The sequence below is a fragment of the Ruminococcus albus AD2013 genome (genome assembly GCF_000526775.1).
GTDB lineage: Bacteria > Bacillota > Clostridia > Oscillospirales > Ruminococcaceae > Hominimerdicola > Hominimerdicola alba_A.
In genome coordinates, this window is the sequence record NZ_JAGS01000001.1 from 1810901 (window position 1) to 1836817 (window position 25917).

At 44.3% G+C, this 25917-nt stretch carries 27 protein-coding genes, 1 tRNA gene and 2 pseudogenes; 7 read left to right on the top strand and 23 right to left on the bottom strand.

Features of this window, described 5'->3' with window-relative positions:
• The first annotated feature begins 216 nt into the window (after positions 1-216).
• Positions 217-1779, top strand: coding sequence for a hypothetical protein (locus N773_RS0107920; protein WP_024857290.1), 1563 nt, complete (start codon positions 217-219; stop codon positions 1777-1779).
• Between the two features lie 17 nt (positions 1780-1796).
• Positions 1797-2249: a hypothetical protein gene (locus N773_RS0107925; RefSeq protein ID WP_024857291.1), complete on the top strand. Its 453-nt coding sequence runs from the start codon at positions 1797-1799 to the stop codon at positions 2247-2249.
• Between the two features lie 390 nt (positions 2250-2639).
• Here N773_RS0107925 and N773_RS19995 read toward each other — a convergent pair.
• Positions 2640-3125 (bottom strand): annotated as a pseudogene (locus tag N773_RS19995) (IS256 family transposase); the annotation flags it as partial.
• On the opposite strand from N773_RS19995, the gene N773_RS22215 reads away from it, so the two are divergent.
• The 4 genes and pseudogenes from N773_RS22215 to N773_RS23260 form a co-directional block, all read left to right on the top strand.
• Positions 3075-3296 carry a tyrosine-type recombinase/integrase gene (locus tag N773_RS22215; protein WP_024857293.1) on the top strand — a complete coding sequence of 74 codons (222 nt, stop codon included), beginning with the start codon at positions 3075-3077 and terminating at the stop codon, positions 3294-3296. The pseudogene N773_RS19995 and the gene N773_RS22215 overlap by 51 nt on opposite strands.
• Positions 3293-3550 carry a hypothetical protein gene (locus N773_RS0107940; protein ID WP_024857294.1) on the top strand — a complete coding sequence of 86 codons (258 nt, stop codon included), beginning with the start codon at positions 3293-3295 and terminating at the stop codon, positions 3548-3550. Before N773_RS22215 ends, N773_RS0107940 begins: the two co-directional genes overlap by 4 nt.
• A gap of 56 nt (positions 3551-3606) precedes the next feature.
• Positions 3607-4152 (top strand): site-specific integrase, encoded by a 546-nt coding sequence (locus N773_RS22885; protein WP_278245372.1) that lies wholly within the window; start codon positions 3607-3609, stop codon positions 4150-4152.
• A gap of 29 nt (positions 4153-4181) precedes the next feature.
• A pseudogene (locus tag N773_RS23260) lies at positions 4182-4268 on the top strand (tyrosine-type recombinase/integrase); the annotation flags it as partial.
• A 274-nt stretch (positions 4269-4542) separates the two neighbouring features.
• On the opposite strand, the gene lysS reads toward N773_RS23260, so the two are convergent.
• From lysS to greA, 4 genes are read right to left on the bottom strand one after another with little or no spacing between them, the layout of a single operon-like run.
• Complete coding sequence (gene lysS / locus N773_RS0107950) at positions 4543-6171, bottom strand: lysine--tRNA ligase (RefSeq protein WP_024857295.1); 1629 nt, start codon at positions 6169-6171, stop codon at positions 4543-4545.
• A gap of 46 nt (positions 6172-6217) precedes the next feature.
• Positions 6218-6664, bottom strand: coding sequence for a hypothetical protein (locus tag N773_RS0107955; protein WP_024857296.1), 447 nt, complete (start codon positions 6662-6664; stop codon positions 6218-6220).
• Between the two features lie 42 nt (positions 6665-6706).
• Positions 6707-7054, bottom strand: a complete 348-nt coding sequence (locus N773_RS0107960) for a hypothetical protein (RefSeq protein WP_024857297.1) — start codon at positions 7052-7054, stop codon at positions 6707-6709.
• Positions 7054-7530 carry a transcription elongation factor GreA gene (gene greA / locus N773_RS0107965; protein ID WP_024857298.1) on the bottom strand — a complete coding sequence of 159 codons (477 nt, stop codon included), beginning with the start codon at positions 7528-7530 and terminating at the stop codon, positions 7054-7056. The genes N773_RS0107960 and greA overlap by 1 nt, the downstream gene beginning before the upstream one ends.
• A 573-nt stretch (positions 7531-8103) precedes the next feature.
• On the opposite strand from greA, the gene N773_RS0107970 reads away from it, so the two are divergent.
• Entirely contained in the window at positions 8104-9612 is a 1509-nt protein-coding gene (locus tag N773_RS0107970; protein WP_242840364.1) for a leucine-rich repeat domain-containing protein, read from the top strand.
• Positions 9613-9838: 226 nt separating this feature from the next.
• Here N773_RS0107970 and N773_RS0107975 read toward each other — a convergent pair.
• The 18 genes from N773_RS0107975 to gap form a co-directional block, all read right to left on the bottom strand.
• Positions 9839-9925 (bottom strand) — tRNA-Leu (locus N773_RS0107975).
• A 238-nt stretch (positions 9926-10163) separates the two neighbouring features.
• Positions 10164-10700 (bottom strand): dCTP deaminase, encoded by a 537-nt coding sequence (dcd, locus tag N773_RS0107980; RefSeq protein WP_024857300.1) that lies wholly within the window; start codon positions 10698-10700, stop codon positions 10164-10166.
• A complete protein-coding gene (locus tag N773_RS22560; protein ID WP_196231612.1) occupies positions 10697-10879 on the bottom strand; it encodes a hypothetical protein in 183 nt (60 codons plus the stop codon). The genes dcd and N773_RS22560 overlap by 4 nt, the downstream gene beginning before the upstream one ends.
• 6 nt (positions 10880-10885) lie before the next feature.
• A complete protein-coding gene (locus tag N773_RS0107985) occupies positions 10886-11389 on the bottom strand; it encodes a QueT transporter family protein (protein WP_024857301.1) in 504 nt (167 codons plus the stop codon).
• 94 nt (positions 11390-11483) lie between these two features.
• Positions 11484-12347, bottom strand: coding sequence for a class II fructose-1,6-bisphosphate aldolase (fba, locus tag N773_RS0107990; RefSeq protein ID WP_024857302.1), 864 nt, complete (start codon positions 12345-12347; stop codon positions 11484-11486).
• Between the two features lie 154 nt (positions 12348-12501).
• Positions 12502-13209, bottom strand: a complete 708-nt coding sequence (locus tag N773_RS0107995; protein ID WP_024857303.1) for a hypothetical protein — start codon at positions 13207-13209, stop codon at positions 12502-12504.
• A gap of 7 nt (positions 13210-13216) precedes the next feature.
• Positions 13217-13771 (bottom strand): hypothetical protein, encoded by a 555-nt coding sequence (locus N773_RS0108000; RefSeq protein WP_024857304.1) that lies wholly within the window; start codon positions 13769-13771, stop codon positions 13217-13219.
• 68 nt (positions 13772-13839) lie between these two features.
• Entirely contained in the window at positions 13840-14412 is a 573-nt protein-coding gene (locus N773_RS0108005; RefSeq protein WP_024857305.1) for an ANTAR domain-containing response regulator, read from the bottom strand.
• 21 nt (positions 14413-14433) lie between these two features.
• Complete coding sequence (locus tag N773_RS0108010) at positions 14434-14649, bottom strand: hypothetical protein (protein ID WP_024857306.1); 216 nt, start codon at positions 14647-14649, stop codon at positions 14434-14436.
• Positions 14649-15956: a glutamine synthetase family protein gene (locus tag N773_RS0108015; RefSeq protein ID WP_024857307.1), complete on the bottom strand. Its 1308-nt coding sequence runs from the start codon at positions 15954-15956 to the stop codon at positions 14649-14651. Before N773_RS0108015 ends, N773_RS0108010 begins: the two co-directional genes overlap by 1 nt.
• Before the next feature lie 12 nt (positions 15957-15968).
• Positions 15969-16589, bottom strand: coding sequence for a hypothetical protein (locus tag N773_RS0108020; protein WP_024857308.1), 621 nt, complete (start codon positions 16587-16589; stop codon positions 15969-15971).
• A 187-nt stretch (positions 16590-16776) separates the two neighbouring features.
• A complete protein-coding gene (locus N773_RS0108025; RefSeq protein WP_024857309.1) occupies positions 16777-17769 on the bottom strand; it encodes a hypothetical protein in 993 nt (330 codons plus the stop codon).
• 195 nt (positions 17770-17964) lie between these two features.
• Positions 17965-20247 carry a Tex family protein gene (locus tag N773_RS0108030; protein WP_024857310.1) on the bottom strand — a complete coding sequence of 761 codons (2283 nt, stop codon included), beginning with the start codon at positions 20245-20247 and terminating at the stop codon, positions 17965-17967.
• A gap of 147 nt (positions 20248-20394) precedes the next feature.
• Positions 20395-21483, bottom strand: a complete 1089-nt coding sequence (locus N773_RS0108035; RefSeq protein WP_024857311.1) for an AAA family ATPase — start codon at positions 21481-21483, stop codon at positions 20395-20397.
• A 463-nt stretch (positions 21484-21946) separates the two neighbouring features.
• Positions 21947-22564, bottom strand: a complete 618-nt coding sequence (locus N773_RS0108045) for a dipicolinate synthase subunit B (RefSeq protein ID WP_024857312.1) — start codon at positions 22562-22564, stop codon at positions 21947-21949.
• Positions 22543-23415 carry a dipicolinate synthase subunit DpsA gene (dpsA, locus tag N773_RS0108050; RefSeq protein WP_024857313.1) on the bottom strand — a complete coding sequence of 291 codons (873 nt, stop codon included), beginning with the start codon at positions 23413-23415 and terminating at the stop codon, positions 22543-22545. The genes N773_RS0108045 and dpsA overlap by 22 nt, the downstream gene beginning before the upstream one ends.
• A gap of 109 nt (positions 23416-23524) precedes the next feature.
• Positions 23525-24376, bottom strand: a complete 852-nt coding sequence (locus N773_RS0108055) for a hypothetical protein (protein WP_024857314.1) — start codon at positions 24374-24376, stop codon at positions 23525-23527.
• 182 nt (positions 24377-24558) lie between these two features.
• Positions 24559-25599 carry a type I glyceraldehyde-3-phosphate dehydrogenase gene (gap, locus tag N773_RS0108060; RefSeq protein WP_024857315.1) on the bottom strand — a complete coding sequence of 347 codons (1041 nt, stop codon included), beginning with the start codon at positions 25597-25599 and terminating at the stop codon, positions 24559-24561.
• Positions 25600-25917: the final 318 nt, after the last annotated feature.

Here is a 25917-nt window from a genome sequence, read left to right on the forward strand (position 1 = left end):
TGATGGTCAGCTAAGCTGCCGGGACGGCGTGAAGAATGAAAATCCAATGAGATGGAGATATAACTTTCTCTCGAACCTAGACTTGCTGCGTAGGAAATAGCAGAAGAATGGATGAGAGAGGCAGCTGCAGGGTTATCTCTGGTATATTTGAATGATAACAAAGTTGCTGCTTAGTACGCGGCATACGGTAATGAGAAAAAATATGGAGGCGATATAATGGCTGGAATGGTCATTACATTGAAAAAATCAAAGTTTGACAGCTTTGGTGATATGCTTGATGGTCTTCTTTCAAAACTGGGCAGCTATGATGCAACGGTAAAAGACCTCAAAAACACTGTCGCAAGTGTTGGATGTGAAAATGATAATCAAGTATCGAGTGATCTTGGAAATGCTATCGATGATATAGTGAATTCTGAGGAAAGCAAGGAAGAAAAGAAAGAAAAGATAAATGCTCTGAAACAGAAGATCGAAACTTTTGTCAATAATGCGGTTCAGCATGAAAAAGCTGCTGCTGATAAGATAAAAGAAAAAAAGGAAGATTTCTACAAGAAATATTCGTATCTTAAACCCGAATGCGAAAAGAGCTTCTTTGAGAAAGTAGGAGAGTTTATATCGGAGAATGTCATAGCGTTCGTGGTGGCGGCGGCGATAGTGTTAGCGGCTATAGTGATAGTGATAGTTTGTCCTGCAGCGGTGATTGCTATCATTGGAATAATAGTTGGTGCTTTATCTGCTGCAATGGGCATCGTCGATATGGCATTTATGGCTTTGACGGGTCAGGATCTTGCGGGTTGGCTGGATGAACAAGGTTTCAGTACATTGAGTCAGATAGTTAAGGGAGTTAGCTGGGGCCTTGATATCGCAAGTATAATTTTGCCTGTGGGAGCAGGTATAAAGTCTGCTATGACAGTCGGCAAAAAAACATTTGCTCAGGCTACTAAATCTATGATTAGAGAATCAGGGAGAGGTTTAATCAATAGCATCAAAGGTATCCCGAATGCAGCTAAAGAAGGTTTTGCCGCCTTTAAAACTGCTTGTAAGTCTGATGGCTTTATGAAAACTTTTGGTAAAACAGCATGGGGTGGAATTAAGAGTTTAACAGGAATTGATGATATCGCAGAGCTGAAAAATCTCACTAAGATCGAAGATGGTAATCTTTTATTAGGTAAAGGTATCGTTACCAATTCGAATAAAAAGCACTGGGATATGGATACAGTCAATATGCGTATGACTCCTAAGACCGATGAAGCAAGAAAAGCTCTTAATGAGGCTAACGATATTTTGGGAACCAACCACACATATATTCCGTTAACAAATGAAAATGGTTATATCGATGCGAAGTGGGATGAAGTGAGTATTATTACACTTGGAAAAGACGAAAAATTTAATATGAAAGATCTTGGATTTAGCGGAACAGACGATGATTTTAAAAATAAATTAGATCGTTTCATCTCTAACGGCGATGAAAAGAAGTTTAAAAAAGGCTTGATGGACGAAATATTCAATAACAATAATTCAAAAGGAAGAGTAGCTTTAAACAATTATTTACAAAAATCCGGAACAACAATAAATCTTGACGGAATAACGTTCCATGAGAATTTTGATTTGATTCACGAAAATCTAGTTCCCACTAAGCTGCATAATATGTTAAAACATACCGGTGGAAGAGAACATATAACTAACGAAATAAAAATGGTCAAATATTTCGATAAAGCAATTGGCCGCGGATCATTGTTCGGAGGATTTAACTTAGCAGCTGATGCAGCAAGAGATGATTGATGTAAGGAGTGATTTTTATGTTCGGATTGTTTGGCTCAAAGAAAAAACAGCAGCCTGAACTTGTTAAAGACGAAGTATTAGGTGATTTATATTATGAGGCTCCTACGTGGCACGGCAGGATGGGATTTAAGCTGTTCGGGGAAACATATGAAATAGATATTGATATGATCTCTGAAAATGATACGCCTGTTACCGCTGCACAAAAGGAATCATATAAAAAAATACTCGACAATGAAAAAATTACAGCAGAGATAGAGAAAGTCCTTCTCGCACAATTTCCGGAGGATGAATTTGGGTGTTTAGAGTATGAACCTGTATCTATATGCTTCAGACCAAATGGATACTGCGCACTTATCGTTTATATCGGCGGGGAAGATGAAGAAGCCTTTGGTTATGCTGTGACCATATTCCCAGAAATAAGCTTCTATGGAGATGATGCAGGGTATTGTACGATGGCGTATTTTACATGATGAGTTATGCTGAATTGATATGCAAGACTTGCTTTCTTCACATCAGATCTTGATAAGGCTTCATTTCTTTTCATTATATGCCTATGTAATTAGCACATTGTTTTTTAGAAATAACTGCATATGGCTTTGATAGGCAGAAAAAGCATGGATCAAACCGAAGCGTATAACCAAAAACTATTCTGAAAGAAAAAAGCGTTGCTGTCTTTATCTGGCAGCAGCGCTTTCTATTTTATGTTATAGCCCGTGAAACAGGGGAGTATCGAGTCAATCCCCAATTCTGTGTAAACGGCAAATAGTGTAATAAAAGAGTATATGATGAGACCGATTGTGAAAGCAGTCGGTCTTATCAGCATATTAGCACATGATTATATGATTGTCAAGATAAAAGTATTATTCGGGTATCCTGTCTCCGTAATAGATCACAAGCTGAGCATAGATACTGCTCCAGTCCTGACGACGCCCCGTCCACTTTTTCGTGATGTCCTTCATAGCCAGATACAGCATCTTGAAAAGGCTGTCATCGGTCGGAAATACGGACTTCGCTTTGGTAACTTTCTTTAGCTGACGGTTGAAGCCTTCAATGGTATTGGTAGTATAGATCAGCTTCCGAAGCTCCTGCGGGAACTTGAAATATGTGCTGAGATTAGGCCAGTTTTCGTACCATGACTTTGAAATCTTGGGATATTTGCTGTCCCAGACAGCGGCAAATTCGTCCAGAGCGTCCAGAGCAGCTTCTTCAGTGGCGGCAGTATAGACCTTTTTCAGGTCGGTCATAAGCGCCTTGATATCCTTGTAGGAGACATATTTGCTTGAATTCCTGAGCTGATGAATGATACAGTTCTGGATATCAGTTTTCGGAAATACAGCCTCTATGCTATTCGCAGAACGGCAGCTTCTAATATATACAATACAGGCGCAGGAATAAAGCTGACTGCTGACATTCTTGGTCACGATTCAATAGATTCATCTACACACTATGTAAAGGTGGATTTTGAATCACTAAGATCGCTATGCTGTGAATGGCCTGAAAAGGAGGCGGCAGAATGAATTCAAATAAACTCAACCGTCAGCTTAATGAATATCTGGATTATAAACACAGTCTCGGATTTAAACTTGAACACGAAGAATGCGTTCTCAGGAATTTTGCAGCTTATACACTTGCTGTTGGATATATGGGAAGTCTTACCTGTAATATTGTTCTTGACTGGATCGCTTCCAGTTCCAAAAGTGATAAAACAAAGGGGCGAAACACTCCGATGTACTATCATACTACAATCTTCTTCTTGATGAACGAGGTCTGAAACAGAACACCATAGACAACATCCATACTGTTCTTCATCAGGTGTTAGATTTGGCAGTGCAGGACGGTTATCTCAGGACTAACCCCTCAACCAATGCGCTAAGACATATCAAGCAGGCGAGAAATACTGAAAATGAAAAGAAACGTGCCCTGACCCGTGAGGAACAGGATATTTTTCTGAACTACCTTTCCCGAAACGGGAAGTATCATCAATGGTATCCTATTTTCTACATAATGCTCAACACGGGTATGAGGGTAGGCGAAATAACAGGGTTACGCTGGGAAGACGTTGATCTCGACGAAGGATTCATCAGCGTAAACCACATGCTGGTGTATTACAACCATAAGGAGAACGGATGCTATTTCAACATACATACACCAAAGACTAGGGCAGGGGAAAGAACGATACCTATTCTAAATGGCGTAAAAGAGGCTTTTATGCAGGAAGAACACTTCCGGCATGAAGCCGGGATCAAATGTACTGCAGAGATAGATGGTTACACAGATTTTGTGTTCGTCAATCGTTTCGGAAATGTACATAATCAGGGTACACTGAATAAGGCTATCCGCCGTATCTCACGTGACTGCAACGAAGAGATTTAGCCAAGTCAAGGGGAAAAGCGAATGTCACACTGCTACCAAGATTCAGCTGTCATTCACTCAGGCACACTTTCGCCACACGTCTGTGTGAGTCAGGAGTTAACATCAAGGTCATTCAGGACGTATTAGGTCATGCAGATTTCAATACCACGATGAACATCTATACAGATGCCACCAAGGATCTGAAGCAGAGAGAGTTTAAGGAATTTGATTGTTTTCTTAATGACGACGGTGATGAGGATGAATAAGAAATCACCGATGTGTTCACTGCAACACATCGGTGATTTTTTTATACACTGTTATTTATAATCTTCAATTTGATGCGAATTTGATGTTTTGATGCAAAAAAATGTAATTTTGGCACCTCAAAACCCGCCTAAATACGCACTTTTATCAGTCGATGGACTTCATCGTCGGGAACAGCAGAACATCTCTGATAGCTGGTGAATTTGTCAGCAGCATAACAAGTCTGTCGATGCCGTAGCCGATACCACCCGTGGGAGGCATACCTATCTCCAAAGCACGCAGGAAGTCTTCGTCGGTGCGGTTTGCTTCTTCATCGCCGCTGCTGAGAGCTTCTTCCTGTGCCTTGAAACGCTCGCGCTGATCGATGGGGTCATTCAGCTCGCTGTATGCGTTGCACATCTCCCAGCCATTGATAAACAGCTCAAAACGCTCAACATAATCAGGCGCATCGGGCTTCTTCTTGGTCAGGGGGCTGATCTCGATGGGGTGATCCATGATGAATGTAGGCTGGATCAGGTGCTCCTCAACATACTCCTCAAAGAAGAGATTGAGTATATCGCCTCTCTTGTGTCTGTCCTCGAACTCGATGTGACGCTCCTTAGCCAGTGCCTTAGCTTCCTCAGTGGTCTTGATCTCATTGAAATCAACGCCTGCATACTTCTTGACAGCATCGATCATAGTGAGTCTCTCAAAAGGCTTGCCTAGGTCGATCTCGTGTTCACCGTAGGGGATGGTTGTTCCGCCGCAAACAGTTTCAGCCAGATGTCTGAACATATCCTCTGTCAGATCCATCATGCCGTGATAGTCGGTATAAGCCTGGTAAAGTTCCATCAGTGTGAACTCAGGGTTATGTCTTGCGTCAACACCCTCGTTACGGAAAACTCTGCCGATCTCGTAAACTCTTTCAAGTCCGCCGACGATCAGTCTCTTGAGGTAGAGCTCGAGGGATATCCTCAGCTTAACGTCCTCATCAAGAGCGTTGTAGTGTGTCTCGAAAGGTCTGGCAGCAGCACCGCCTGCGTTGCTTACCAGCATGGGAGTCTCAACTTCCATGAATCCCCTTTCGTCCAGATATCTTCTGATAGTGGAAATGATCTTGGATCTCTTGATGAATGTATCCTTGACCTCGGGATTGCAGATGAGGTCAGTATAACGCTGTCTGTATCTTGTATCCTGATCTTTCAGACCGTGCCACTTCTCGGGCAGGGGCTGGAGGTTCTTGGAAAGCAGAGTAAAGCTTTCTGCATGAACGGATATCTCGCCCATTCTTGTTCTGAAAACAAAGCCCTCAACACCGACGATATCGCCGATATCACCCTTCTTAACGTATCTGTCGAAAGATTCCTTGCCTACTTCATTCAGGCGGACATAGAGCTGTATCTTGCCGCTCTTGTCCCTGAGATCCATAAAGCTAGCCTTACCCATCATTCTCTTGGACATAATACGTCCTGCGATCGAAACGCGAACGCGGTTCTCCTCCAGCTCAGAATTAAGCTGATCGGTGAATATATCCATTTTTTTATACTCTTCAACATTAGTAATAATAATATTTTCATTTCTCAATATATTTTCGATACACTCAGCTTCGGCTTTCTCATAAAGAGCCTTAGCCTCCTCACAGCTTGCAGTCACATCATACTTTGTGATCTGGAAAGGGTCTGCACCCTCGTCCTGCAAAGCCTTGAGCTTTTCCATTCTTATCTTCTTATATTCATTGACCTGCTCCTGAGTAAGTTCTTCCTCTTCGGGAGCATTGTTCTTTATCTCTTCGCTCATATTTTACTTCCTTTCTAAGATTTTATGACGTACAGCAGCATCGCCGCTAATTCTCAAAATAACCGAGCTTTTTTGCGAACTTCTTCATCTCCGATGAATTTTCCTCGGGTCCCATCATCATCAGACAGGTCTTACCGACCTTGATGTACAGCACATATCCTTCATCGGTATTTTCCTCGGCTGAAAGACCGTTTTTTCCGAGTGTCTTGACATATTCTATGCCTGCCGCATCACATTCATTGTAAAACTCGATCTCCGCGATCTCCTCATCGGCACACTCGTAAAAGACTGCCACCCAGCCGTTATCGGTAAGAACACCGTAACAAGTACCGTCCTCGGTATCGGAGGTAGAAATGCTGTCCTCTGCACAGTAACCTTCCTCCAGCATAGTCTTGCTGAACTTATCGAAGTTCACCGCACTGATATTTTTCTCCATACAGCCGCAAAGCATCGTCATCGATAATATAACTGCTGCAAGAGCAGTCCTGCGCATCTTTTATCACCTCTGACAAATATATTCTGATCCATTCACGGTTTATCTGACATCTATATATTCGGTATCCCAGAGTTTACCGTAATATGAGAACCGCTTTTCTTCCACTTCCCTTTCGGCACGCCTGACGCACTCTGACAATGCTTTCTCAAGCATGGAAATATCGCCCGCACGAAAGACCGCCACGGGAGGACAATGATCCATTATCCCCCAGTACAGCGTGACAGTAAATATCCTTGCATCATAGTGTTCTGCCATGATATCGAAATTATCGGGATATTCTATGTGCGCCAGCAATGAAGAATCCTCGTCACAGCAGTTCATATAAAACATGAGCCTGCCGCTGCCGAAGTCTATATCCTCAAAGGAAAAAGGAAGACCGGCGTCCATTATTCTCTTGTGATCTCCAGTACCTCGAACTTGATCATGCCTGCAGGTGCTTCAACCTCGAATATATCGCCGACCTTCATGTGAAGTGCAGCCTTGCCTATGGGGCTTTCATCGGATATCTTGCCGTTGTCGGGATCGGACTCGGTAGAACCAACGATCTGAAGAGTTTCGATTTCATCGAGTTCAACATCTCTCAGCTTTACGTAAGAACCTACACCGATCTCATGAACGGATATCTCATCATCATCAACGACAGTAGCGTTGGAGATGAGTATTTCCAGTTCGTTAATACGGGATTCCAGAATAGCCTGTTCGTTCTTTGCTTCATCATACTCAGCGTTCTCGGAAAGGTCGCCGAAAGAACGTGCTTCTTTCAGTTTCTGTGCGACTTCTTTACGCTTGACTGTTACCAGATATTCCTTTTCTTCAACCAGTTTGTCGTAGCCGGCTTTTGATACTGTCTTGTTGATTTCCATTATAAAACACTCCTATATAGTATTTGTTTTTTGGGTATACTTCAAATTAATATTATACTATATTACCGCCATTTTGTCAAGCATCACACCCCGAAAACACCGATGTCCGATTTGCATAAAATTTGGTGATACTGCCTGTTTTTTATGAACAGACAAGCCATGCTGTGGGCAGGTCAGTCATATATTGCGAATAGTATGATATTCTGTTCTGAAAACGTTTTCTTTAACGGTTTTAGCCAATATCCGAATTGTACATATGTATATTTAGTAATGACCCATGGTCATAAATAGATAGTTTCAACAGTAAAATATTTATTATATTCATATCTTCTTATATTATTCATATTTTTCTGTGTAGTTTTGCATAGTTTATTTGCAAATATATCATATATCTTTTATTGAAATGCCCAAATTACCGTGATATAATGTATAAAGTAAAAGAGTAAACGTTTACGGCCCCATTTTTACTATGACAATGCGCCGATCCGTAAAAGTACGGCGACACTATCCACCGCAATATAAAAGAACATAAAATTATAAAAAAAGGAGCAGACAATTATGTCCAACAGAATTATGAAAAAAACATTTGCAAGTGCGCTGGCTATCATCAGCGCTGCAACATTCGTACCTAGTTCCGTTATCGGCACCACCATCGCACCTGTAGCTATAACTGCAAGTGCTGAGGCAGTAAGCGGCGATTATACTTATGAGGAGCTTTCCAACGGCACTATCTGCATCACAAAGTACACCGGTACTGAAAGCAAAGTTGAAATCCCCGTTAAGATCGATGGTAAGACCGTTACTAAGATTGGTGACCAGGCTTTTATGGGAAACAAAAATATAACAGAGGTATCTTGCTCAAACGATTCTCTGACTTCGATTGGTGAATTTGCATTCTGCAGCTGTACTTCACTCAAAACTGTGAATTTTTACTCAAATGCCTCAAAAACCACTATCGGACGCGGTGCTTTTGCAAGCTGCACCAGCCTTGATGATATTGATCTTACCGTTAACTATGATGCTATTGAAGAGGGTACATTCCAGAGATGCACCAGCCTTCCTTGTTTTTATGTTAAACCGGCGGTAAAGTATATCGGTACAAGTGCTTTTCAGGGGTGTACAAATATTAAAAAATTATCTTTCCACGGTGCCACCTCTATCGGCAAAAAGGCTTTTTACGAATGCGAAAACCTTTCAACTATTGAGAGTATAGATAATGATGCTAATTTTGTTGATATCGGAGATTACGCATTCTTCGGTTGTTCAAGTCTAAGCGAACTTCCCGGCAAATCAGAACTGAAGACTATCGGTAATTCCGCTTTTGGTTCTTGCACCGCTCTGACTAAGCTTGATCTACATAATTATAGTAATCTGACCTCTATCGGCAATGATGCTTTTGCTAACTGCAAGCTTCTGGAAACCGCTGTTTTCCCTGAGAACCTTACAACTTTGGGCAAGAGAACATTTGCAAACTGCCATGCACTGAAGGAAGTTGAATTAAATTCCAAGAAGCTCACCACTATCCCTCAGGCTGCATTCGCTACAACAGGCATCACTGAAATAAAGATACCCGAAGGCGTAACTGATATCGATGACGCAGCATTCTATACCTGCAAGTCCCTCACTAAGGTAACTCTGCCCAAGAGCGTAACAACAATTGGTGATAAGGCATTCGGCGCTTGTACTTCTCTGAAAAACGTTGAATACAACGGCACAAAGGCTCAGCTGGCTGCTATAGCTGTAGGTTCTGACAACACTGCTCTGACTGGCGCTGCTATCACTTACAACAATTCTTCTACAAGCACATATCCTGTTGTAACAAACGTTCTGTACAACTCTCAGTATCATCAGTTCCAGCTCACATGGACACCTGTTGACGGTGCTCAGAACTACGGTATCGCTGTATACCTGGCAGGCAGATGGAAGGTACAGACCCAGAGCATAGCTGCTTCTAATACCACATTCGTATCTCCCAAGCTGACTCCCGGCAAGTCCTACAAGGTAGTTGTAGCTGCTAAGGTAAACGGCAAGTGGGATACTTCCAACCTCAGCAAGAGAGCTGTTACTGTTACTATCAAGTAATTACAAACAACTTCCATTATAAATCGACCACGGTCGATGAGAAGTCGGCAGCCGATCCAGGGCTGCCGATTTTTCATGTTGTTTTCAGGGTGGTAATATAATATTGCTTTGGCACCAATATCACACGGTATCATTTATTCAACAGAGATATCAACATCACCGTATTCAGCAATATGATCACAGGACAACAAAAAACCTCGCAAACAAATCGTTTACGAGGTTTGAATGGTGCAGGTAAGAAGACTTGAACTTCCACGAGGTTGCCCCCACTAGCACCTGAAGCTAGCGCGTCTGCCTATTCCGCCATACCTGCATTTTTTATTTTGTTTTTGTTGTATCCCTCACAACAGTATCTATTATATCACAACGCTCTCATAAAGTCAACCCCTTTTGAAAATTTTTATTTAAAACCTTTTATGAATTGATTTATAGTTATTGAATGTTTTCAGATAAAAAGACACCCCGCCGTATGACGGGTTTTAGTATATAAGTTTCGCCCCGAAGCGTTTTAAATACTTCGGGACTTTGTGTAATCATCCTGCTCCAATTAATCAGTATTTATCGGGATCCATAAAGACTCTTGAGCCGGTTGCACCCGTTTGTCCCTGATACTTTCCATTGTATGGATTTAGTGCATGATCGTCCATTTCTGCAAATACTAACTGTCCTACTCTACGTCCGCATTTAAGTTCTATAGCGCATCTGTTAGCATTATACAATTCTAATGTTATCTCACCTTTGAATCCGGGATCTACCCACCCGGCATTCTGAATAAACAATCCCATTCTGCCAAGGGAGCTTCTGCCTTCAACAAACGCAGTCAGATTATCAGGCAGTTCAAAATACTCCATCGTTGTTGCCAAAACAAATTGTCCGGGTAAAATCAAGTAAGTATCAGTTTTAATGGTTTTGTAGTTTGTTTTACTCTCCAAAGTAATTATTCCCGACGGAGTGTCATCTACAATGCTGAATGTGTTCCCTAACCGTATATCCACACTTGCGGGTTGTATTTGTTCTTTTGTGATCGGCTTGATTACTAAAGAATTTTCATCAAGCATTTTAATAATCGTTTTATCTGATAGTATCATTTTATAGCTCCTCTCGATGCATATCTGATTTGTATTCGCATTTCATTATAGCATAGTGTTACTGATGTGTCAACAAAACCGCCATAGTAATTCTGAACAAGCATCAGAAATACTATGGCGAAAACTTCTATATTCGTACCGGCTTTATAGCTGTGAAGTGTCTGTTGATATTCAGTCATTCAAGCTTATTGGATATCAGTCCCTGTCATTATGACCTTCATAAAACCTTTCTTCCTGCTCAGCATCCCTATAACGAAAACGCCGATAACGCTTACGCAGATAAACTCACCGAGGGACACATAAACAACACTCTCCCAGAAAGGCAGACCTTGTATATAATGAAGTTCTGTGGCAACAACAAAACCATTTATCACCACAGGAAATATTGACGCAACAAGCAAGTTGGTCTTTTCTCTGAATGCATATATAAGCACGGCAGAAACCAGCGTAGCCGTTGGACCGAATCCAACATCGGCAAAACCAAGCGGGCTCATCGTGTTTGAAATAAAACAGCCCACAGTCAGCGAGAATATATAATCCTTGTTGAAAAAGCACAGCAGCATCAGCAATTCTGAAAACCTCAGCTGTACCTGGCCAAAGGCCAACGGGGCGCACAATACAGTCATCAGCACATACAGCGCTGTCATCACACCAATGTTCATCATTCTTCGTGAATTGATAAGTTCCATCGCCAGCCCTCCGTTTCAGCATTCATAAAAAATCAGTTCTTAAAAAAGCCGCCTGCCGCATAAAGCAGCAGGCTGACCGAATATATACTTTAAATTAAGCCTTGCCAACAGAACCGAACAGTTCCATCTTCTCCTTGACCTTAGCCTTGATTGCCTCAAAGCCGGGAGCCAGCAGCTTTCTGGGATCGAAGCCCTTGCCCTGCTTGTCCTTGCCAGCCTCAACGTAGCCTCTTGTAGCGTCAGCAAATACCAGCTGGCACTCAGTGTTAACGTTGATCTTAGCAACGCCCAGAGAGATAGCCTTAGTGATCATATCATCAGGGATACCTGTACCGCCGTGGAGTACCAGAGGCATATCGCCAACAGTCTTGTTGATAGCCTCGAGAGTCTCAAAGCTCAGACCCTCCCAGTTATCGGGATATACACCGTGGATGTTGCCGATACCTGCTGCCAGGAAGTCAACGCCCAGATCAGCGATCTGCTTGCACTCTGCGGGATCTGCGCACTCGCCCTTGCCGATAACGCCGTCCTCTTCGCCGCCGATAGCGCCTACCTCAGCCTCAATGGAGAGACCCAGGCCGTGAGCTACGTTAACAAGCTCAGTAGTCTTAGCAACGTTCTCGTCGATGGGGAAATGAGAACCATCGAACATTATAGAAGTGAAGCCTGCCTTGATGCACTTGTAGCAGCCCTCATAAGAACCGTGGTCAAGGTGCAGAGCAACAGGAACAGTGATGCCCAGAGACTTATCCATAGCAGCTACCATAGCAGCAACAGTCTCAAAACCGCACATATACTTACCTGCGCCTTCGGATACACCGAGGATAACAGGCGAATTCAGCTCCTGAGCAGTCAGCAGGATAGCCTTTGTCCACTCAAGGTTGTTGATGTTGAACTGACCTACAGCGTACTTACCAGCACGAGCCTTATCAAGCATTTCTTTAGCATTAACTAACATTATAAAATACCTCCAAAAAATTATTTATGGATTTTTTGCCATATCTATTATACATCATATCAACATGGATTTCAAGTGTATTTCCCTGATTTAACATTCTGTCTACATTTTCTTAACACGGTTAGTCATAACTGACTATCATACCGTTCTGATATTACAGCGCGTTCCAGTATACAAAGAATATCAGCACACAGCCCCATGCATTGCCTGTTTCTTTCCTGACTATCAGCATACCGTAGATAAGTACCATCGCACAAAGCATTTCAAGAAAAGCATCGGGAGTAACACCTACCACGCCATGTATAACTATGCACATCACAGCGCAGAAGAATGCACCCGTGTCCCAGAACCTGTATTTTGAGGGAAACAGTTCGCTGAACTTGTCGCGTATGACCACATAGTTGAAGCCCTCAAAAAATCCCCAGAACAGCGCGGTTATCAACAATCCACTCACTTTGACAGGCAGGCTTTCTTCCAAAAGCTGCGGTGTCATGGACATATCGTAAAACGGGAACCATGGATGAACGTGCCCTCTTGCCAGCTGATAGATGAAGTCGGGCACACAGCAAGCCAGACTCAACAGCAGGGCAGGCAGGAGATTTTTTCTGTTCAGTCCGAATTTCGTGAACTTCTCACGCCTTATGATACAGACTATCGTTATGCCAAGCCCCGCTATCGCAAACTGACCGCAAAGCGCTGTCACCAGCAGCCTTTTCATCAGCGGTATGCTTTGGTCATAGGAATATGCATTTATCTTATTAGCAAAAAGCAGCACCGCAAAACTCACCACTGAAATAATGATGAAATCTGCGATAAGCTGCTTTTTTCTTGCTTTGTCAGGTTTTATCACTGTTTTTTCCAATATCTGTTTATCCTCCATTTTCGTTTAATTCTACACAAAATCTGCACCCGTACATCGAGAGCAGTATCCCCTTATGTTTTTCGCAGGTGGGGTATTCCCTGATGATATTCTCTTTGCCCAGCTTGCCGAACCACGACAGCCATTCGGTGCGTTCTTCCTCGTCAACAAGTTCGACAGTCATCTTTTCTACAAGTTTTCCGAAACTTTCCAGCCACGTTATCACAAGTTCTTCTTTAAGAATACCTTCAAGTTCGGGACCCAGTCTGTCCCACCAAAGCTTATTTTTCGCAGCCTCAACACAGCGAAGTATAAATGCTTTCTCGCTTTCAAAGCCATCCTTAGTCCAGGGCATTTCAACGATATCAAAACCCACATTGCCCATACCGCATATATATGTATGCTGATCTCCAAGCCAGACTATCATCAGCTTTTCTCGCTCAGTCTCAGCCAAAGCAGAACCTGCTGCCACCAATGCGTGTATCATTTCATCAGATGCAGCATTGCTTAAACGAAAATAATCTTTATCGTCCGATTTACCTGTCAATCCGAATGTATTGCTCATATCATACTCATCTCCGTTCAAGCCCTGCTCATAATTATGAATTGTGAATTATAAATTATGAATTAAGATCACACCTCGTACATCTGAATAACCTTGCGTGCGACTTCAAGCTTTGTACATCGCATATCCATAGCCTCTTTCTCGATATACCTGTGTGCCTGCTGTTCGGTAAAGCCAAGATACTGCATAAGCGCCAATTTTGCACGGTTGACCGAGCGTATCTCCTCCAGCTTCTTCTGCAATTTGATATTCTCCGAACGTATACCAAGCATACGCTTTCTTGCCGCCGCCGTGAATCTCATCGCACGGTAGAAAAGCTCGCGGTTCAAGGGCTTTGATATTACCATCGCACCAACGTCTTCCACCTTGTCTGCAACATCTTCGTAAATATCGCTCTTTACAAGCAATACACACATCGCATCCGATGCCGAATAAACAAACTCTGCCAGATCTGTACCGTTCTCATCGGGCAGAGGACAACTTACAACTATCATATCGAAATCCTGTTCCGATACAACACGCCTTGCATCACGCCCCGTTGAAACAGTTGAAAATCTCACTCCGGGGAAAATCTCTTTCAGCTGACTTACAAGTGCAGATACGTGCTTGTCAGACCCTGCGGCTATAAGTATCCTGTCCAAAATTTCTCCCCCTTTCTAAAACTATCCGTGCTCTTTCTCAACAAAATGCTTCTCCAGAAGTCCTCGCACAGTCGCCGGTGTGACACTTTCCTCGGTGTCGCAGAACGGCGAACATATCCTGATCTTCTTATCTTCGGAAATTATATGGATACGATGACTCCCCTCAGTGACCCTGACATACCAGTAGTACACCCTGTCATCGTAGACTATCTTGCGTTTTCCTTTTTTTGATACCATTACAGTGTGTAGAAGTATCTCACAGTCTCGAACATTTCCTTATTCTCGCAAACAGCAAACTCTTTGGCTTCCTTCTCCTTTTCATCCAGAACATGGGCGATAAGATTTTCAGAAAGCCTGTCTGCCAGAAATTCACTGCCCCTTGCCGCTTCTATAGCTTCATCGAGAGAAGCGGGAAGCTTTTCAGTAAGCTCCTCGATATTATCGGGCGAAAGGTCGGTAGCAGAACAAAGTTCTTCACCGTTGAGTGCGCCCTCAAGTGCGGCATATATCACCAGACCCAATGCAAAATAAGGGTTGCAGGTATTATCGGGAGAACGGAGTATCATCGCATTCTCATCGGTATTTATCATAGGTACTCTTACCAGCTGTGCAAAATTCTCATGTGACCATGTTATATACTTAGGTGCGCGGGAAGTTCCCAGTCTGCTGTAAGAGCTTGCGGTAGAATTCAGGAAAAGTGTTATCTCCCTGACCCTTTTGAGTATGCCTGCTATCATGGACTTAGCCTCATTGCCAAGATCACCTCTGCGCGGCATGAAGATATTCTCGGTGCCTTTCATGCACAGCAGCATGATATGCAGTCCCGAACCGGGTCTGTCACAAAGGGGCTTGGGCATGAATGTTGCATAAAGCCCGTTTCTGTCAGCTACGGATTTTACAACGTTCTTGAAAGTGACAAGATTATCTGCCGCATTAAGGGCGTTGGAATAACGGAAATCTATCTCGTTCTGACCCGGCCCGCTCTCGTGGCGGGAGCTCTCGGGATAAATATCCATCTGTTCAAGTGTCAGGCATATATCTCTTCTGAGATTCTCACCCTTGTCGGCAGGCGCGATATCGCAGTAGCCTGCATAATCATGAGGTATCTTTGTTATCTGACCGTTATCGTTCTTCTCAAAAACATAAAACTCGCAGGAAGTACCTATCTGGAAATTATATCCCTTTCCTCTTGCATACTCAACTGCATTTTTCAGGAAAGCTCTTCCGTCACCGTCAAATACAGTGCCATCTGTGTATTTTATTGTACAGAAAAATCTTACAACTCTGCCCTGCTGAGGTCTCCACGGCAGCAGCGACAGCGTGTCGGGGTCGGGGAAAAGCAGCAGATCGGTGCTTGAAAAATTCATAAAACCGCTGAGCTTTGAAGCATCAAATAGCAGTCCTTTACGGAATATCTTCGGCAGTTCCGAAGCGGGGACCGATATACTTTTAAGCGCTCCGAAAATGTCGCAAAACATAAGCTTTATAAATTTTACATCATTTTCCTCCACAAACTGGAGTACTTCCCTTTCGGTATATTTCATTTCACTACCTCCTTATAAATGACACAGCAGATATATCCATATCGCCGCAAACGGGAAAGGCAAAGCACAGAAAACTATCTCTGCCGCATTACGCATTTTGCTCTCCGCAGATATCTTATCCTTTATCATCGCCGCACCCAGCAATATTTCAAATGCCATCAGCAGTCCTGAAGCTATCTGCAATAAACTGATACGAATCCATGTCATATCAATATAGTTATGAGTATCTATCGCATATTTATCAAGCAGATATTTTTTCTCATCCCCGCTGAATTTCCGTACTCTTCCGCCTATCACTGTTTTCTTTTCAATATCGGCGTTCTTATCAGCCCTTACAAACAGCCACGTGCCGTCCTTAGTACATACCCTAAAAAAATATTCGTTACCCGTAGGTATAAATCTGCAAAAGCTGTTTCTTATCTCAAAATCTTCATCGTTGTCACGTTCGGTGACTTCTGCTTCTGCATGACCATAGAAAGGTGCTTTTTCTATATCCTTAACATCAATATCAGACTTTACCAGAAGTCCCGTCAGCCCGCTTAACAGACATATCAGCGCAATAACAGCCGATACAGCGAACCAGACCCGCGGATGTTTTTCGATCTTTTCAATAAGTGTACCGTTTTCGACCATACTGTTTTCTCCGTGATAATGCCGCAAACAGCTTTATGTCACCGATGCGGACACTACTTTTTTACTTATCCGAACAAACTCTACAAAAAATTATACCACATTATCCACTGTAATTCAAGTGCGTTTTACAAAAAAGCACAGGCAAGCCACCCATAAAAAGGCCGCATTGCCTGTGCAAATCTTTTAATTAATAGTTCTGATCGCAAACAAAATTGCCTGTTGCGATATTGTATGCAACACTGTAACCGTGTGCGCCGTTGTCAGTAAAGAAGTAGTAGTATGCATAACCATTTTCTTCCGATCTGAACTGACTGCCTGTGATATCGCCATTGATCTCACCTGCAACTGCTGTACGTACTGTGTTTTCAAGATCTGAGATATCTACCTCTGCCTGACTGCTGCTGTCGGAAGCCTGCGACGAAGTACCGTCACCGCTCTGAGCAGCCGATGAACTGTCACCGGGTTCAGCAAAGTTTACTGCACTGCTGTCTGTGTCGCTCTGCGATGAAGTATCAGCACCGCTTTCGGTAGACTGTGCTGCTGATTCAACAGCTGCTGCACTCTCTGTGGGCTGTGCATCACCATTATCGGGAGTTGTTGCAGCGGGTTCATCTTCTATTCCGTCATCGACAGGTGTCTGATCCTGAGGCTGCTGTTCGACCGCACTTGTTGCAGCAGGTCTTGCTGCACCTGCATTGTCAGCACCATTATCATTTCCCTTTTTACCGAAGAGTCTCATACCGATAAGTATCGCTGCGATAACGATTATCAGCACACCAACGGTAATAACAGCTGTTATGATGAACAGACGCTTTCTTGCTGAATCTTCCTCATAATCATCATCATAACCATCGTCAAAATCATCGAAGTCGTCATTTGCAAAGAAATCTTCAGTTTCTCTTTCATCATCGATAACAGGAGCACTCTTCTTTCTGCCGCCGTTGCCATTGTGGCCGCGGCTTACGTCGCTATTGCTGTTCTTGGCATTTTCGGGCAGAACGAAACGCTTCGTCATATCATCATCAGGATCGGGCTTTTTGAAGACCTTTGTCTCATCACCAACGCCGCCCTCAGATGTCATTTTGCCGTCCTCATCGATAAGCAGATTGTGGCAGAACTTGCAAAGTACAGCCTCACCTGAAAGCTCCTTACCGCAGTACGGACAAGTTTTAGTTTTCATTTATATACCATTCCCCTCAGTAATGTAGTTCCAAATATAGTACCCCAAATCGGGGCATACTAATATGATAGCATAAATATCCGTAAAAATCAACCGTTTTTAACAAAAAAATCAGAAAAATTTCATCATATATCATATTGTACAAAATGCGTGGCATTTTCGGGGAATTTTCGCAAAAGTGTCCAGAAAGTTCCGTCAGCTCTTTCTTCTTCTCACCTGTATGCCGCCAAGGTTTGAACCTATCGACTCGATAGTTCTGTTATCCCTCTTATCATTCTGCTTTTTCTTCTTTCCGCCGCCCTGTCTGCGCTCGGGCTTGGGTGCTGAGGGCTTGGAGGGGTCTTTCATGGTCAGGGATACTCTTCCGCGCTGCATATCAACATCAAGTACCCATACCTTTACAACATCGCCGACTTTTACAACTTCAAGCGGATGCTTTATGAACTTGTCACAAAGCTGTGAGATATGTACCAGACCATCCTCATGCACACCGATATCAATGAACGCACCAAAGTCGATAACGTTTCTTACAGTACCCATGAGTTCCATACCGGGAGTCAGGTCTTTAAGCTCCATAACGTCGCCGCTTCTCATCAGCGGAGGAGGCAGCTCGTCACGAGGGTCACGGCCGGGCTTTTCAAGTTCCTTTACGATATCTGTCAGTGTGGGCAGACCTGTATCAAGTTCCTTTGCAAGTGCAGCAAGGTCGCGGTCTTTCATAGCTTCGGTCAGCTTTTCGGTATTGCCGACATCGCTCTCATCTATGCCGCACTTCTCCAGCAGAGCCTTAGCAGCTGCATAGCTCTCGGGATGGATACCTGTATTATCAAAGGGATTCTTAGCCTCGGGCACACGCAGGAAGCCTGCACACTGCTCATAAGCCTTAGCGCCCAGCTTCTTGACTTTCAGCAGCTGCTTTCTGTCAGTAAATGCGCCGTTCTCTTCACGGTAAAGCACAATATTCTTAGCCACAGCAGAGTTGATACCCGCGATGTACGAAAGCAGAGAGTAGGATGCTGTATTAACGTCTACACCAACGGAGTTAACGCAGTCCTCAACAACACCTTTCAGGGCATCGTCCATACGTGCCTTGGGCATATCGTGCTGATACTGACCAACACCGACTGCCTTGGGGTCTATCTTAACAAGCTCCGCAAGAGGATCCTGCAAACGTCTTGCAATGGATACAGCGGATCTCAGCGATACATCATAATCGGGGAATTCCTCAGCCGCCAGCTTTGAAGCGGAGTAAACCGAAGCACCTGCCTCGGATACAACCATGTAGCTGACTTTGCTGTCGATACCGCGTATAAGCTCGGCGGTGAAATCCTCTGTTTCACGTGAAGCTGTACCATTGCCGATAGCGATGGTAGTAACGCCGTACTTCTTTATCATATCGGTAAGAACTTTTCTCGCTTCTTCCTTGCGGCGTTCGCTCTGTGTCAGATATACGATAGTCGTATCAAGCACCTTGCCTGTTTCGTCAACAGTTGCAACTTTACAGCCGTGAGCATATCCGGGATCAAGACCCAGTGTTACGGTATTCTTCACAGGCGGTGCCATCAGCAGCTGACGCAGATTTGACGAGAACACCTTGATAGCGCCTTCCTGTGCATTTGCAGAAAGTTCAGCCCTTATCTCACGCTCAACGGAAGGCGCGATAAGTCTGCTGAAGCTGTCCTCACAGGCAGCAGCCACCAGTTTGCCGCAGGCGGAATCATTCTTAACATACTGTCCGCGGCATATCTCTTCGCCCATACCCTCGGGTATATCAATGCTGACTTTCAGTGCGCCCTCTTTCTCACCGCGGTCAAGGGCGAGAACACGGTGTCCCGCTGTTTTCGATACATTCTCGCTGTACTCAAAGTAGTTCTTGTATACCACATCAGCTTCCTCGGAAGCCGCCGCAGAAGTTATCTTACCCGACTTATTGTAAGCCTCACGCAGAGCCTTTCTAAGCTCGGCATTGTCGGAAACGTCCTCGGCGATTATATCCATAGCGCCCTGTACAGCCGCAGCTGCATCGGCAACGCCCTTTTCTTCGCTGATATAAGCCGCAGCTTCGGCTGTGGGATCGGTCGAGTCAGCCTGTGCCATGATAAGTTCAGCCAGCGGTTCAAGACCTTTCTCTCTTGCGATAGAAGCTCTTGTCTTTCTCTTGGGCTTGTAGGGACGATAGATATCCTCAACCTCAACGAGAGTGACAGCCTTTTCGATAGCCGAAGCTATCTCGTCGGTCATTTTTTCCTGTTCGGTTATAGCATTTATGACTTCCTCTTTGCGCTTTTCCAGATTGCGCAGATAGGTCAGTCTGTCATAAAGTTCACGTATCACCTGATCGTCAAGTGAGCCCGTTACTTCTTTACGGTAACGTGCTATAAAGGGTATAGTCTTGTCATCATCAAGGAGAGCAACAGTGTTATCCACCTGCTCCTGTCTTAAATTAAATTCCTGTGCAAGGACTTTATTAATATCCATATTTACTTTCCTTTCCCCGCGTTTGAAACGTGCGGTATTTTAATATTATATCATAAAATGAGCAAATTGTAAAGCTGTAGTCAGACAAATTCTCGAAGTCTCCGCAAAAAAGCCCGAAAAAGGGACGTTTCCTCTTTCGGGCAGTTCTCACTTTATCAGTGCCAGAGCGGCATTTTTGTAGTTCTCATCTTCGGTGACTTCCTTTATCACCTTGATAAAATCAGGGAAAACTATCTCGGTGTTCTCGTCACTAAGTTCTATCTCCGCAATAGCCTTATCGTCCCAGAAGGGATATACATCTATCTCGTAGTACAGGTTATTTTCCGAAAGACAGTACCTGGTCTTTCTTATCTGCCTGCGTGAAGTGTCTGCATCCATAAGTAATGCGAGATATTCCTCCTGTGTCAGCCTGCGCTCTATCTCAACACGCTTCATATCCGAAATCTTTTTCTTCCTTGTGAGATAGTAAACGAAACTTCCCTCTGTGCCGCGCTGGCGCACCCTTACTTCGTCACCGTTATCCGACTTCAGATAGGTCTGTATTATCTCGACCCGCGAACAGTTGGGCAACGCTTCCAGCTTAACTGTATCGGGATATTCTATCAGGAATTTCCTCTCTATCTCCAGAGGTTCAGGCTCGCCAAGGAACGAAGCTATCTCCGACATAAGACGCTGCATCTTTCCCTCAAAATCGGTGGAATTATCTATTACCCTGAGGTGTGGATGCCCGGTCCATGAAGCTATGAGTTTCTCGTCTATCTCACGCGCCTGCTCGGGCGTTTCAGTTCTCGCCGAATTATTCGACAGAGTATAGAACTTCTCCGCACCCTTAGCCGCAGTTACCAGATGGAATACCGCATCGTAGTTGTCACGGAGCTCAACCTCTTTCATGCCGATGCTGTCAAGCACCTCGGTGAATTCTTCTTTAGACATATAAGCCTTATTGTCAAGAGCGCCCCTGTCGCAAACGATAAGATATTTATCCTTGCCCATAGTCGAAGCCGCCCGCTGAAATACTCTTTCCTTTTCAAGCTGCAAAGCAAACAGACACTTCTGAAAATCCACATTGCTGCCGCAAGTCCATGGCGCAACACCGCCGCCTATCAGCTCGCTGGCAGTTTCGGGTACAAATAGCACCGTATAGCCCAGCTTGTCGAACTCTTTCATTATACGGCTCATAGCCGTTGATTTTCCACCGCATGGTCCGCCCGTGATCACGATTTTTACTATCTCCATACCCAGTCCTCCCGACGATATCTCGCACAGCGGAAGTGCCGCTCATGCACTTATATTATAAAACACCGCCGTACAAAAGTCAATAGTTACGGTACTGCTTTCGTGCGATATATGCGGTTGTTTTATATGGACGTACTACGGTATCAGGTCGCCCCTCTCTCCGTTCGGGTCGAGAAATCAACGAGCGTTCCGCCGTTGATTTCGGACGCGGCAATATTTTTACGCACAAAGTTTGAGCGTGGACATTGATTTTTGTCCACGCTCGGGATTTTGTTATTGCCACGCCCTAATGACCGGAAGTTTGTTTTGCTATTTATTGCTTTGTTGCTTCGTCGCCTTTGCGCCTTGACCGAGAGGCTCTGCCTCTCGAGCTCTCTGCAAGCTTTTCGTGAAAAGCTTGACCAAAAGCTTGCTTCCTTGGCATTCTATCCTAAGCCCTGCTACCTCACCGCCCTGCCAATAATTATGAATTATGAATTATGAATTGTGAATTAAACACCACCGGCTGTATCTGAACGCCTTTCAGTGCCATTTCAACAGTATCGGGCAGAAGCGAAAGGTCAGCCACCATTGATGCAGGTTTCTTCACAATATCGTCCTGCGCGTAGGGCACAAAATAGTAGTTGCGGTAATTCTGCAATATGCCGATGTTTTTTGCACAAGCTCCAAGAGCATCATTTGTCGATATTGCTACCACAACAGGCAGACCGCTCCGCAGATGGCTTTTCACAGCCATGGTCAGCGGAGTATCGGTTATACCCACCGCCAGTTTCGCCGCCGAATTAGCTGTACAAGGCGCAACTACCATCACATCGCACATTCTTTTCGGACCTATCGGTTCGGCGTCCTCGATGGTCTTTATGACATTTCTGCCTGTTATTTCTTCAAATCGCCCGATATTATCTTTTGCTTTACCGAATCGGGTATCCACCCCCGCGGCATTGTATGACATTATCGGCAGAAGCTCTGCGCCCATATCCCTGAGCTTTTCAGCCGCTTTAAAGCTTTTCTCAAATGTACAGAAAGACCCTGCCAAAGCATAGCCTATCCTGACACCTTTCAGTTTGTTTTCTGTCGGCAATTTGTTATCCCCCTCTCATCTGTTATCTCCCTTATTGTTTCTGCAATGAGTCTGCCTGCCGCCGCAGGTGCTACTTTTCCCGGAAGTGCAAGAGCGTGTATCGCGTTTATCTCCATTCTTTTTGCCGCCGCGAAGTCCGTCCCGCCGGGCTTTGAAGCCAGATCTATCACAAGACACCCCGTCTTTGCCGCTTTCAATACCTCTTCTGTCAATATCATCGCAGGAACTGTATTTATAATAGTATCGAACCTTCCGATGTTATCCGCCAGTTCCGACATGGAGAAAGTTTCAAATCCCTCTGTCCACGCCTGTGCAAGCACATCTGGTCGCCTTACGGCAACAGTACACTCTGCACCCACCGCCTTGAACAGCCGCCCGCAGCACTTTCCTGTTCTGCCGAAGCCCAGGATAAGCACTTTACTTCCAAAAACCGTTTCTGCGCTGTTTCCCATAGCTATCATCAGTGCACCCTCTGCCGTGGGGATACTGTTTTTTACAGCCAGACTTTCCCGCTTGAAGTAGTCCTCTGTTTTCAGACCCATTTCTGCGAACAGCTTTTCCTGTTCGGCTGAAATCTTGCCGCCAAGTACAAGTCCGCCCGCTTTCACCTGTGAAGCCAGCCTTTCGAGACTTATCTTTTCCCCGCCGATATCAAGGCTGTCACCGCCCGATAAGACCGGCAGTACAAGAATATCAGCCTTTTCGGGCATATCCTCCGCAGATGATATGTTTTTAACTTCATCAGCACCATCTATACCCAGCGCATAGACATCACCCAATGCGCACAAACTCTCACACATATATACCTGCCGCAGGTCTCCGCCCGCGCATAAAAACACTGCTTTATCCATGCCGCGACCTCCCGTTCTTTACTGTATTTTATAGTATGCTGTTAGTAACATCAGTGTGAATGAGTACAAAAAAGCACCCCCGTGTAAACAGGAGTGCTTTGATATGTACTTAGTTTTTACCTTCGCAAATGATACCTGCCAGCCCCCAATCAGAGGATACCTGATAGATGATAAGCAGACCATCGCTGTCCTTATAGAACATATTAGTGAAAGCTGTGCCGTACTGATCGCTTGAACCCTCGTGAACAGGTTCACCGTAAGCCGCCTTGATATCAGCAACAGATGCACCCCAGGTAAGCCCCTTATAGAGTTTTAGTGAAGGCTTATCGCCGCCCTCATCCCTGGTTTTTATAAACTGAACTACCTTATCCGAAACTACTATGTCATAATCAGGATAGAGGGTATTCTTATAATCTTTACTTGAACGTCCCTTGTCCTCCCAGCCGGAAGGTACAGTAACAGCAGAATCAAGGATATTTGCGTTATCATAAGTCATGCCGTCAAAGGAAAACTGCTGATAGCTTGTAAGATCAGCCGCCGCGGGCGCATTTGCCTCGGGCTTGGTAGTTGTGCCTGCTTCGGCGGTCGAAGATGTATCTTCCAGAGTTGGATCTATGTCTATATCGATACCGGAATAAGCTGTTATGTCAGGGATCTCAGCTTCGATGCTGGCTATCATGGCATCAAGATCAAAATCATCGGGAGAGGTGGTGACAGCAGAAGCTTCACTGCTTTCGGTATCCTCTTTGACTTCTGATTCAACGGATTCCTCTGCCGCGCTTTCCCCGCCTGCGGTCTCCTCTGAGGATTCTTCTGCTGCTGTGGAAGAAGTCTTTTCCTTTACATCAGCTTTTGAAGCGTCTCCTGTTTCGGGTGAAGAACAGCCTGCCATAGTCAGCACCATCATAACAGCCGCCAGACCTGCCGATATCATTTTTAAATTTTTCTTAGAATTGAACATAGTGGTTTTCCTTTCTTTTACACATACTTAATTAACCGAGATTTAAGCATCGGTTTCAACAGAGAATATTATGACATATGAATGTGATAATTTTAAGTAAACAAAATAATAATTTTTTCACTTACAAAAAATCCCCCGAGATCCTAAGACCTCGGGGGATATATCGTTGCAATTAATTGGGATTAGCCCAGTTCTGCAAAGTACTTGATAGTTCTTACCATCTGAGATGTGTAAGAATTCTCGTTGTCGTACCAAGAAACAACCTGTACCTCGAAGAGGTCATCAGCGATCTTGGAAACCATTGTCTGAGTAGCATCGAACAGAGAACCGAATCTCATGCCGATAACGTCAGAAGAAACGATAGGATCGGTGTTGTAACCGAAGCTCTCGGAAGCAGCAGCCTTCATAGCAGCGTTGATACCGTCAACAGTAACGTCAGCCTTCTTAACAACTGCAGTCAGGATAGTTGTAGAACCTGTAGGAACAGGAACTCTCTGTGCAGAACCGATCAGCTTGCCGTTCAGTTCAGGGATAACCAGACCGATAGCCTTAGCAGCACCAGTGCTGTTAGGAACGATGTTAGCAGCGCCAGCTCTAGCTCTTCTCATATCGCCCTTTCTGTGAGGACCATCGAGGATCATCTGATCGCCTGTGTAAGCGTGGATTGTGCTCATGATACCGCTCTGGATAGGAGCATAGTCGTTCAGAGCCTTAGCCATAGGTGCGAGGCAGTTAGTTGTGCAGGATGCAGCAGAAATGATCTTGTCATCCTTAGTCAGAGTCTTCTCGTTAACAGAGAAAACGATTGTAGGCAGATCGTTGCCAGCAGGAGCAGAGATAACTACCTTCTTAGCGCCAGCATCGATGTGAGCCTGGCTCTTAGCCTTTGAGCAGTAGAAACCTGTGCACTCCAGAACAACGTCAACGCCCAGCTCGCCCCAAGGCAGCTCAGCAGCGTTAGCCTTTGCATAGATCTGAAGAGTCTTGCCATCAACTGTTATGGTGTTTGCCTCATCATCAGCGGAAACAGTGTGAGTGTTCTCACCAATTCTACCGCAGTAACCACCCTGTGCAGTATCGAACTTCAGCAGGTTAGCCAGCATGGAGGGCTTAGTCAGGTCGTTGATTGCAACGACTTCATAACCCTCTGCACCGAACATCTGTCTGAAAGCCAGACGGCCGATACGACCAAAACCATTAATTGCAACTTTTACATTTGCCATTGTATTGTACCTCCTAGAAAAAAATTTCTGAATCTATTATACACCATATCAGATTTTTTTTCAAGTCTTTTTCAGAAAAAACTTATTATTTTTTACATCTTTTCCCGATTTTTTCCCATTCCTTGGCTTTTTTCGGTACAGCATACAAAATTCGCATGGTACATATTACTTTTCACATCGTGGTAATTTAATTTTTTATATAGTTGTTTTATGTATTTGATGTGTAGATAGTATGTAACTGCACTTTTATTATTACGCTGATCTGACTTTTTTGCAACATGGTTATCCCTTTAACACACCACAGATAATTTACAATGC

Excerpts from the sequence above, each read along its gene's own strand:
- N773_RS0107920 (WP_024857290.1), top strand. The coding sequence starts at position 217 with ATGGCTGGAATGGTCATTACATTGAAAAAATCAAAGTTTGACAGCTTT.
- N773_RS0107925 (WP_024857291.1), top strand. The coding sequence starts at position 1,797 with ATGTTCGGATTGTTTGGCTCAAAGAAAAAACAGCAGCCTGAACTTGTT.
- N773_RS22215 (WP_024857293.1), top strand. The coding sequence starts at position 3,075 with ATGAATGATACAGTTCTGGATATCAGTTTTCGGAAATACAGCCTCTAT.
- N773_RS0107940 (WP_024857294.1), top strand. The coding sequence starts at position 3,293 with ATGAATTCAAATAAACTCAACCGTCAGCTTAATGAATATCTGGATTAT.
- lysS (WP_024857295.1), bottom strand. The coding sequence starts at position 6,171 with ATGAGCGAAGAGATAAAGAACAATGCTCCCGAAGAGGAAGAACTTACT.
- N773_RS0107955 (WP_024857296.1), bottom strand. The coding sequence starts at position 6,664 with ATGCGCAGGACTGCTCTTGCAGCAGTTATATTATCGATGACGATGCTT.
- N773_RS0107960 (WP_024857297.1), bottom strand. The coding sequence starts at position 7,054 with ATGGACGCCGGTCTTCCTTTTTCCTTTGAGGATATAGACTTCGGCAGC.
- greA (WP_024857298.1), bottom strand. The coding sequence starts at position 7,530 with ATGGAAATCAACAAGACAGTATCAAAAGCCGGCTACGACAAACTGGTT.
- N773_RS0107970 (WP_242840364.1), top strand. The coding sequence starts at position 8,104 with ATGAAAAAAACATTTGCAAGTGCGCTGGCTATCATCAGCGCTGCAACA.
- dcd (WP_024857300.1), bottom strand. The coding sequence starts at position 10,700 with ATGATACTATCAGATAAAACGATTATTAAAATGCTTGATGAAAATTCT.
- N773_RS22560 (WP_196231612.1), bottom strand. The coding sequence starts at position 10,879 with ATGACTGAATATCAACAGACACTTCACAGCTATAAAGCCGGTACGAAT.
- N773_RS0107985 (WP_024857301.1), bottom strand. The coding sequence starts at position 11,389 with ATGGAACTTATCAATTCACGAAGAATGATGAACATTGGTGTGATGACA.
- fba (WP_024857302.1), bottom strand. The coding sequence starts at position 12,347 with ATGTTAGTTAATGCTAAAGAAATGCTTGATAAGGCTCGTGCTGGTAAG.
- N773_RS0108000 (WP_024857304.1), bottom strand. The coding sequence starts at position 13,771 with ATGAGCAATACATTCGGATTGACAGGTAAATCGGACGATAAAGATTAT.
- N773_RS0108010 (WP_024857306.1), bottom strand. The coding sequence starts at position 14,649 with ATGGTATCAAAAAAAGGAAAACGCAAGATAGTCTACGATGACAGGGTG.
- N773_RS0108015 (WP_024857307.1), bottom strand. The coding sequence starts at position 15,956 with ATGAAATATACCGAAAGGGAAGTACTCCAGTTTGTGGAGGAAAATGAT.
- N773_RS0108020 (WP_024857308.1), bottom strand. The coding sequence starts at position 16,589 with ATGGTCGAAAACGGTACACTTATTGAAAAGATCGAAAAACATCCGCGG.
- N773_RS0108025 (WP_024857309.1), bottom strand. The coding sequence starts at position 17,769 with ATGAAAACTAAAACTTGTCCGTACTGCGGTAAGGAGCTTTCAGGTGAG.
- N773_RS0108030 (WP_024857310.1), bottom strand. The coding sequence starts at position 20,247 with ATGGATATTAATAAAGTCCTTGCACAGGAATTTAATTTAAGACAGGAG.
- N773_RS0108035 (WP_024857311.1), bottom strand. The coding sequence starts at position 21,483 with ATGGAGATAGTAAAAATCGTGATCACGGGCGGACCATGCGGTGGAAAA.
- dpsA (WP_024857313.1), bottom strand. The coding sequence starts at position 23,415 with ATGGATAAAGCAGTGTTTTTATGCGCGGGCGGAGACCTGCGGCAGGTA.
- N773_RS0108055 (WP_024857314.1), bottom strand. The coding sequence starts at position 24,376 with ATGTTCAATTCTAAGAAAAATTTAAAAATGATATCGGCAGGTCTGGCG.
- gap (WP_024857315.1), bottom strand. The coding sequence starts at position 25,599 with ATGGCAAATGTAAAAGTTGCAATTAATGGTTTTGGTCGTATCGGCCGT.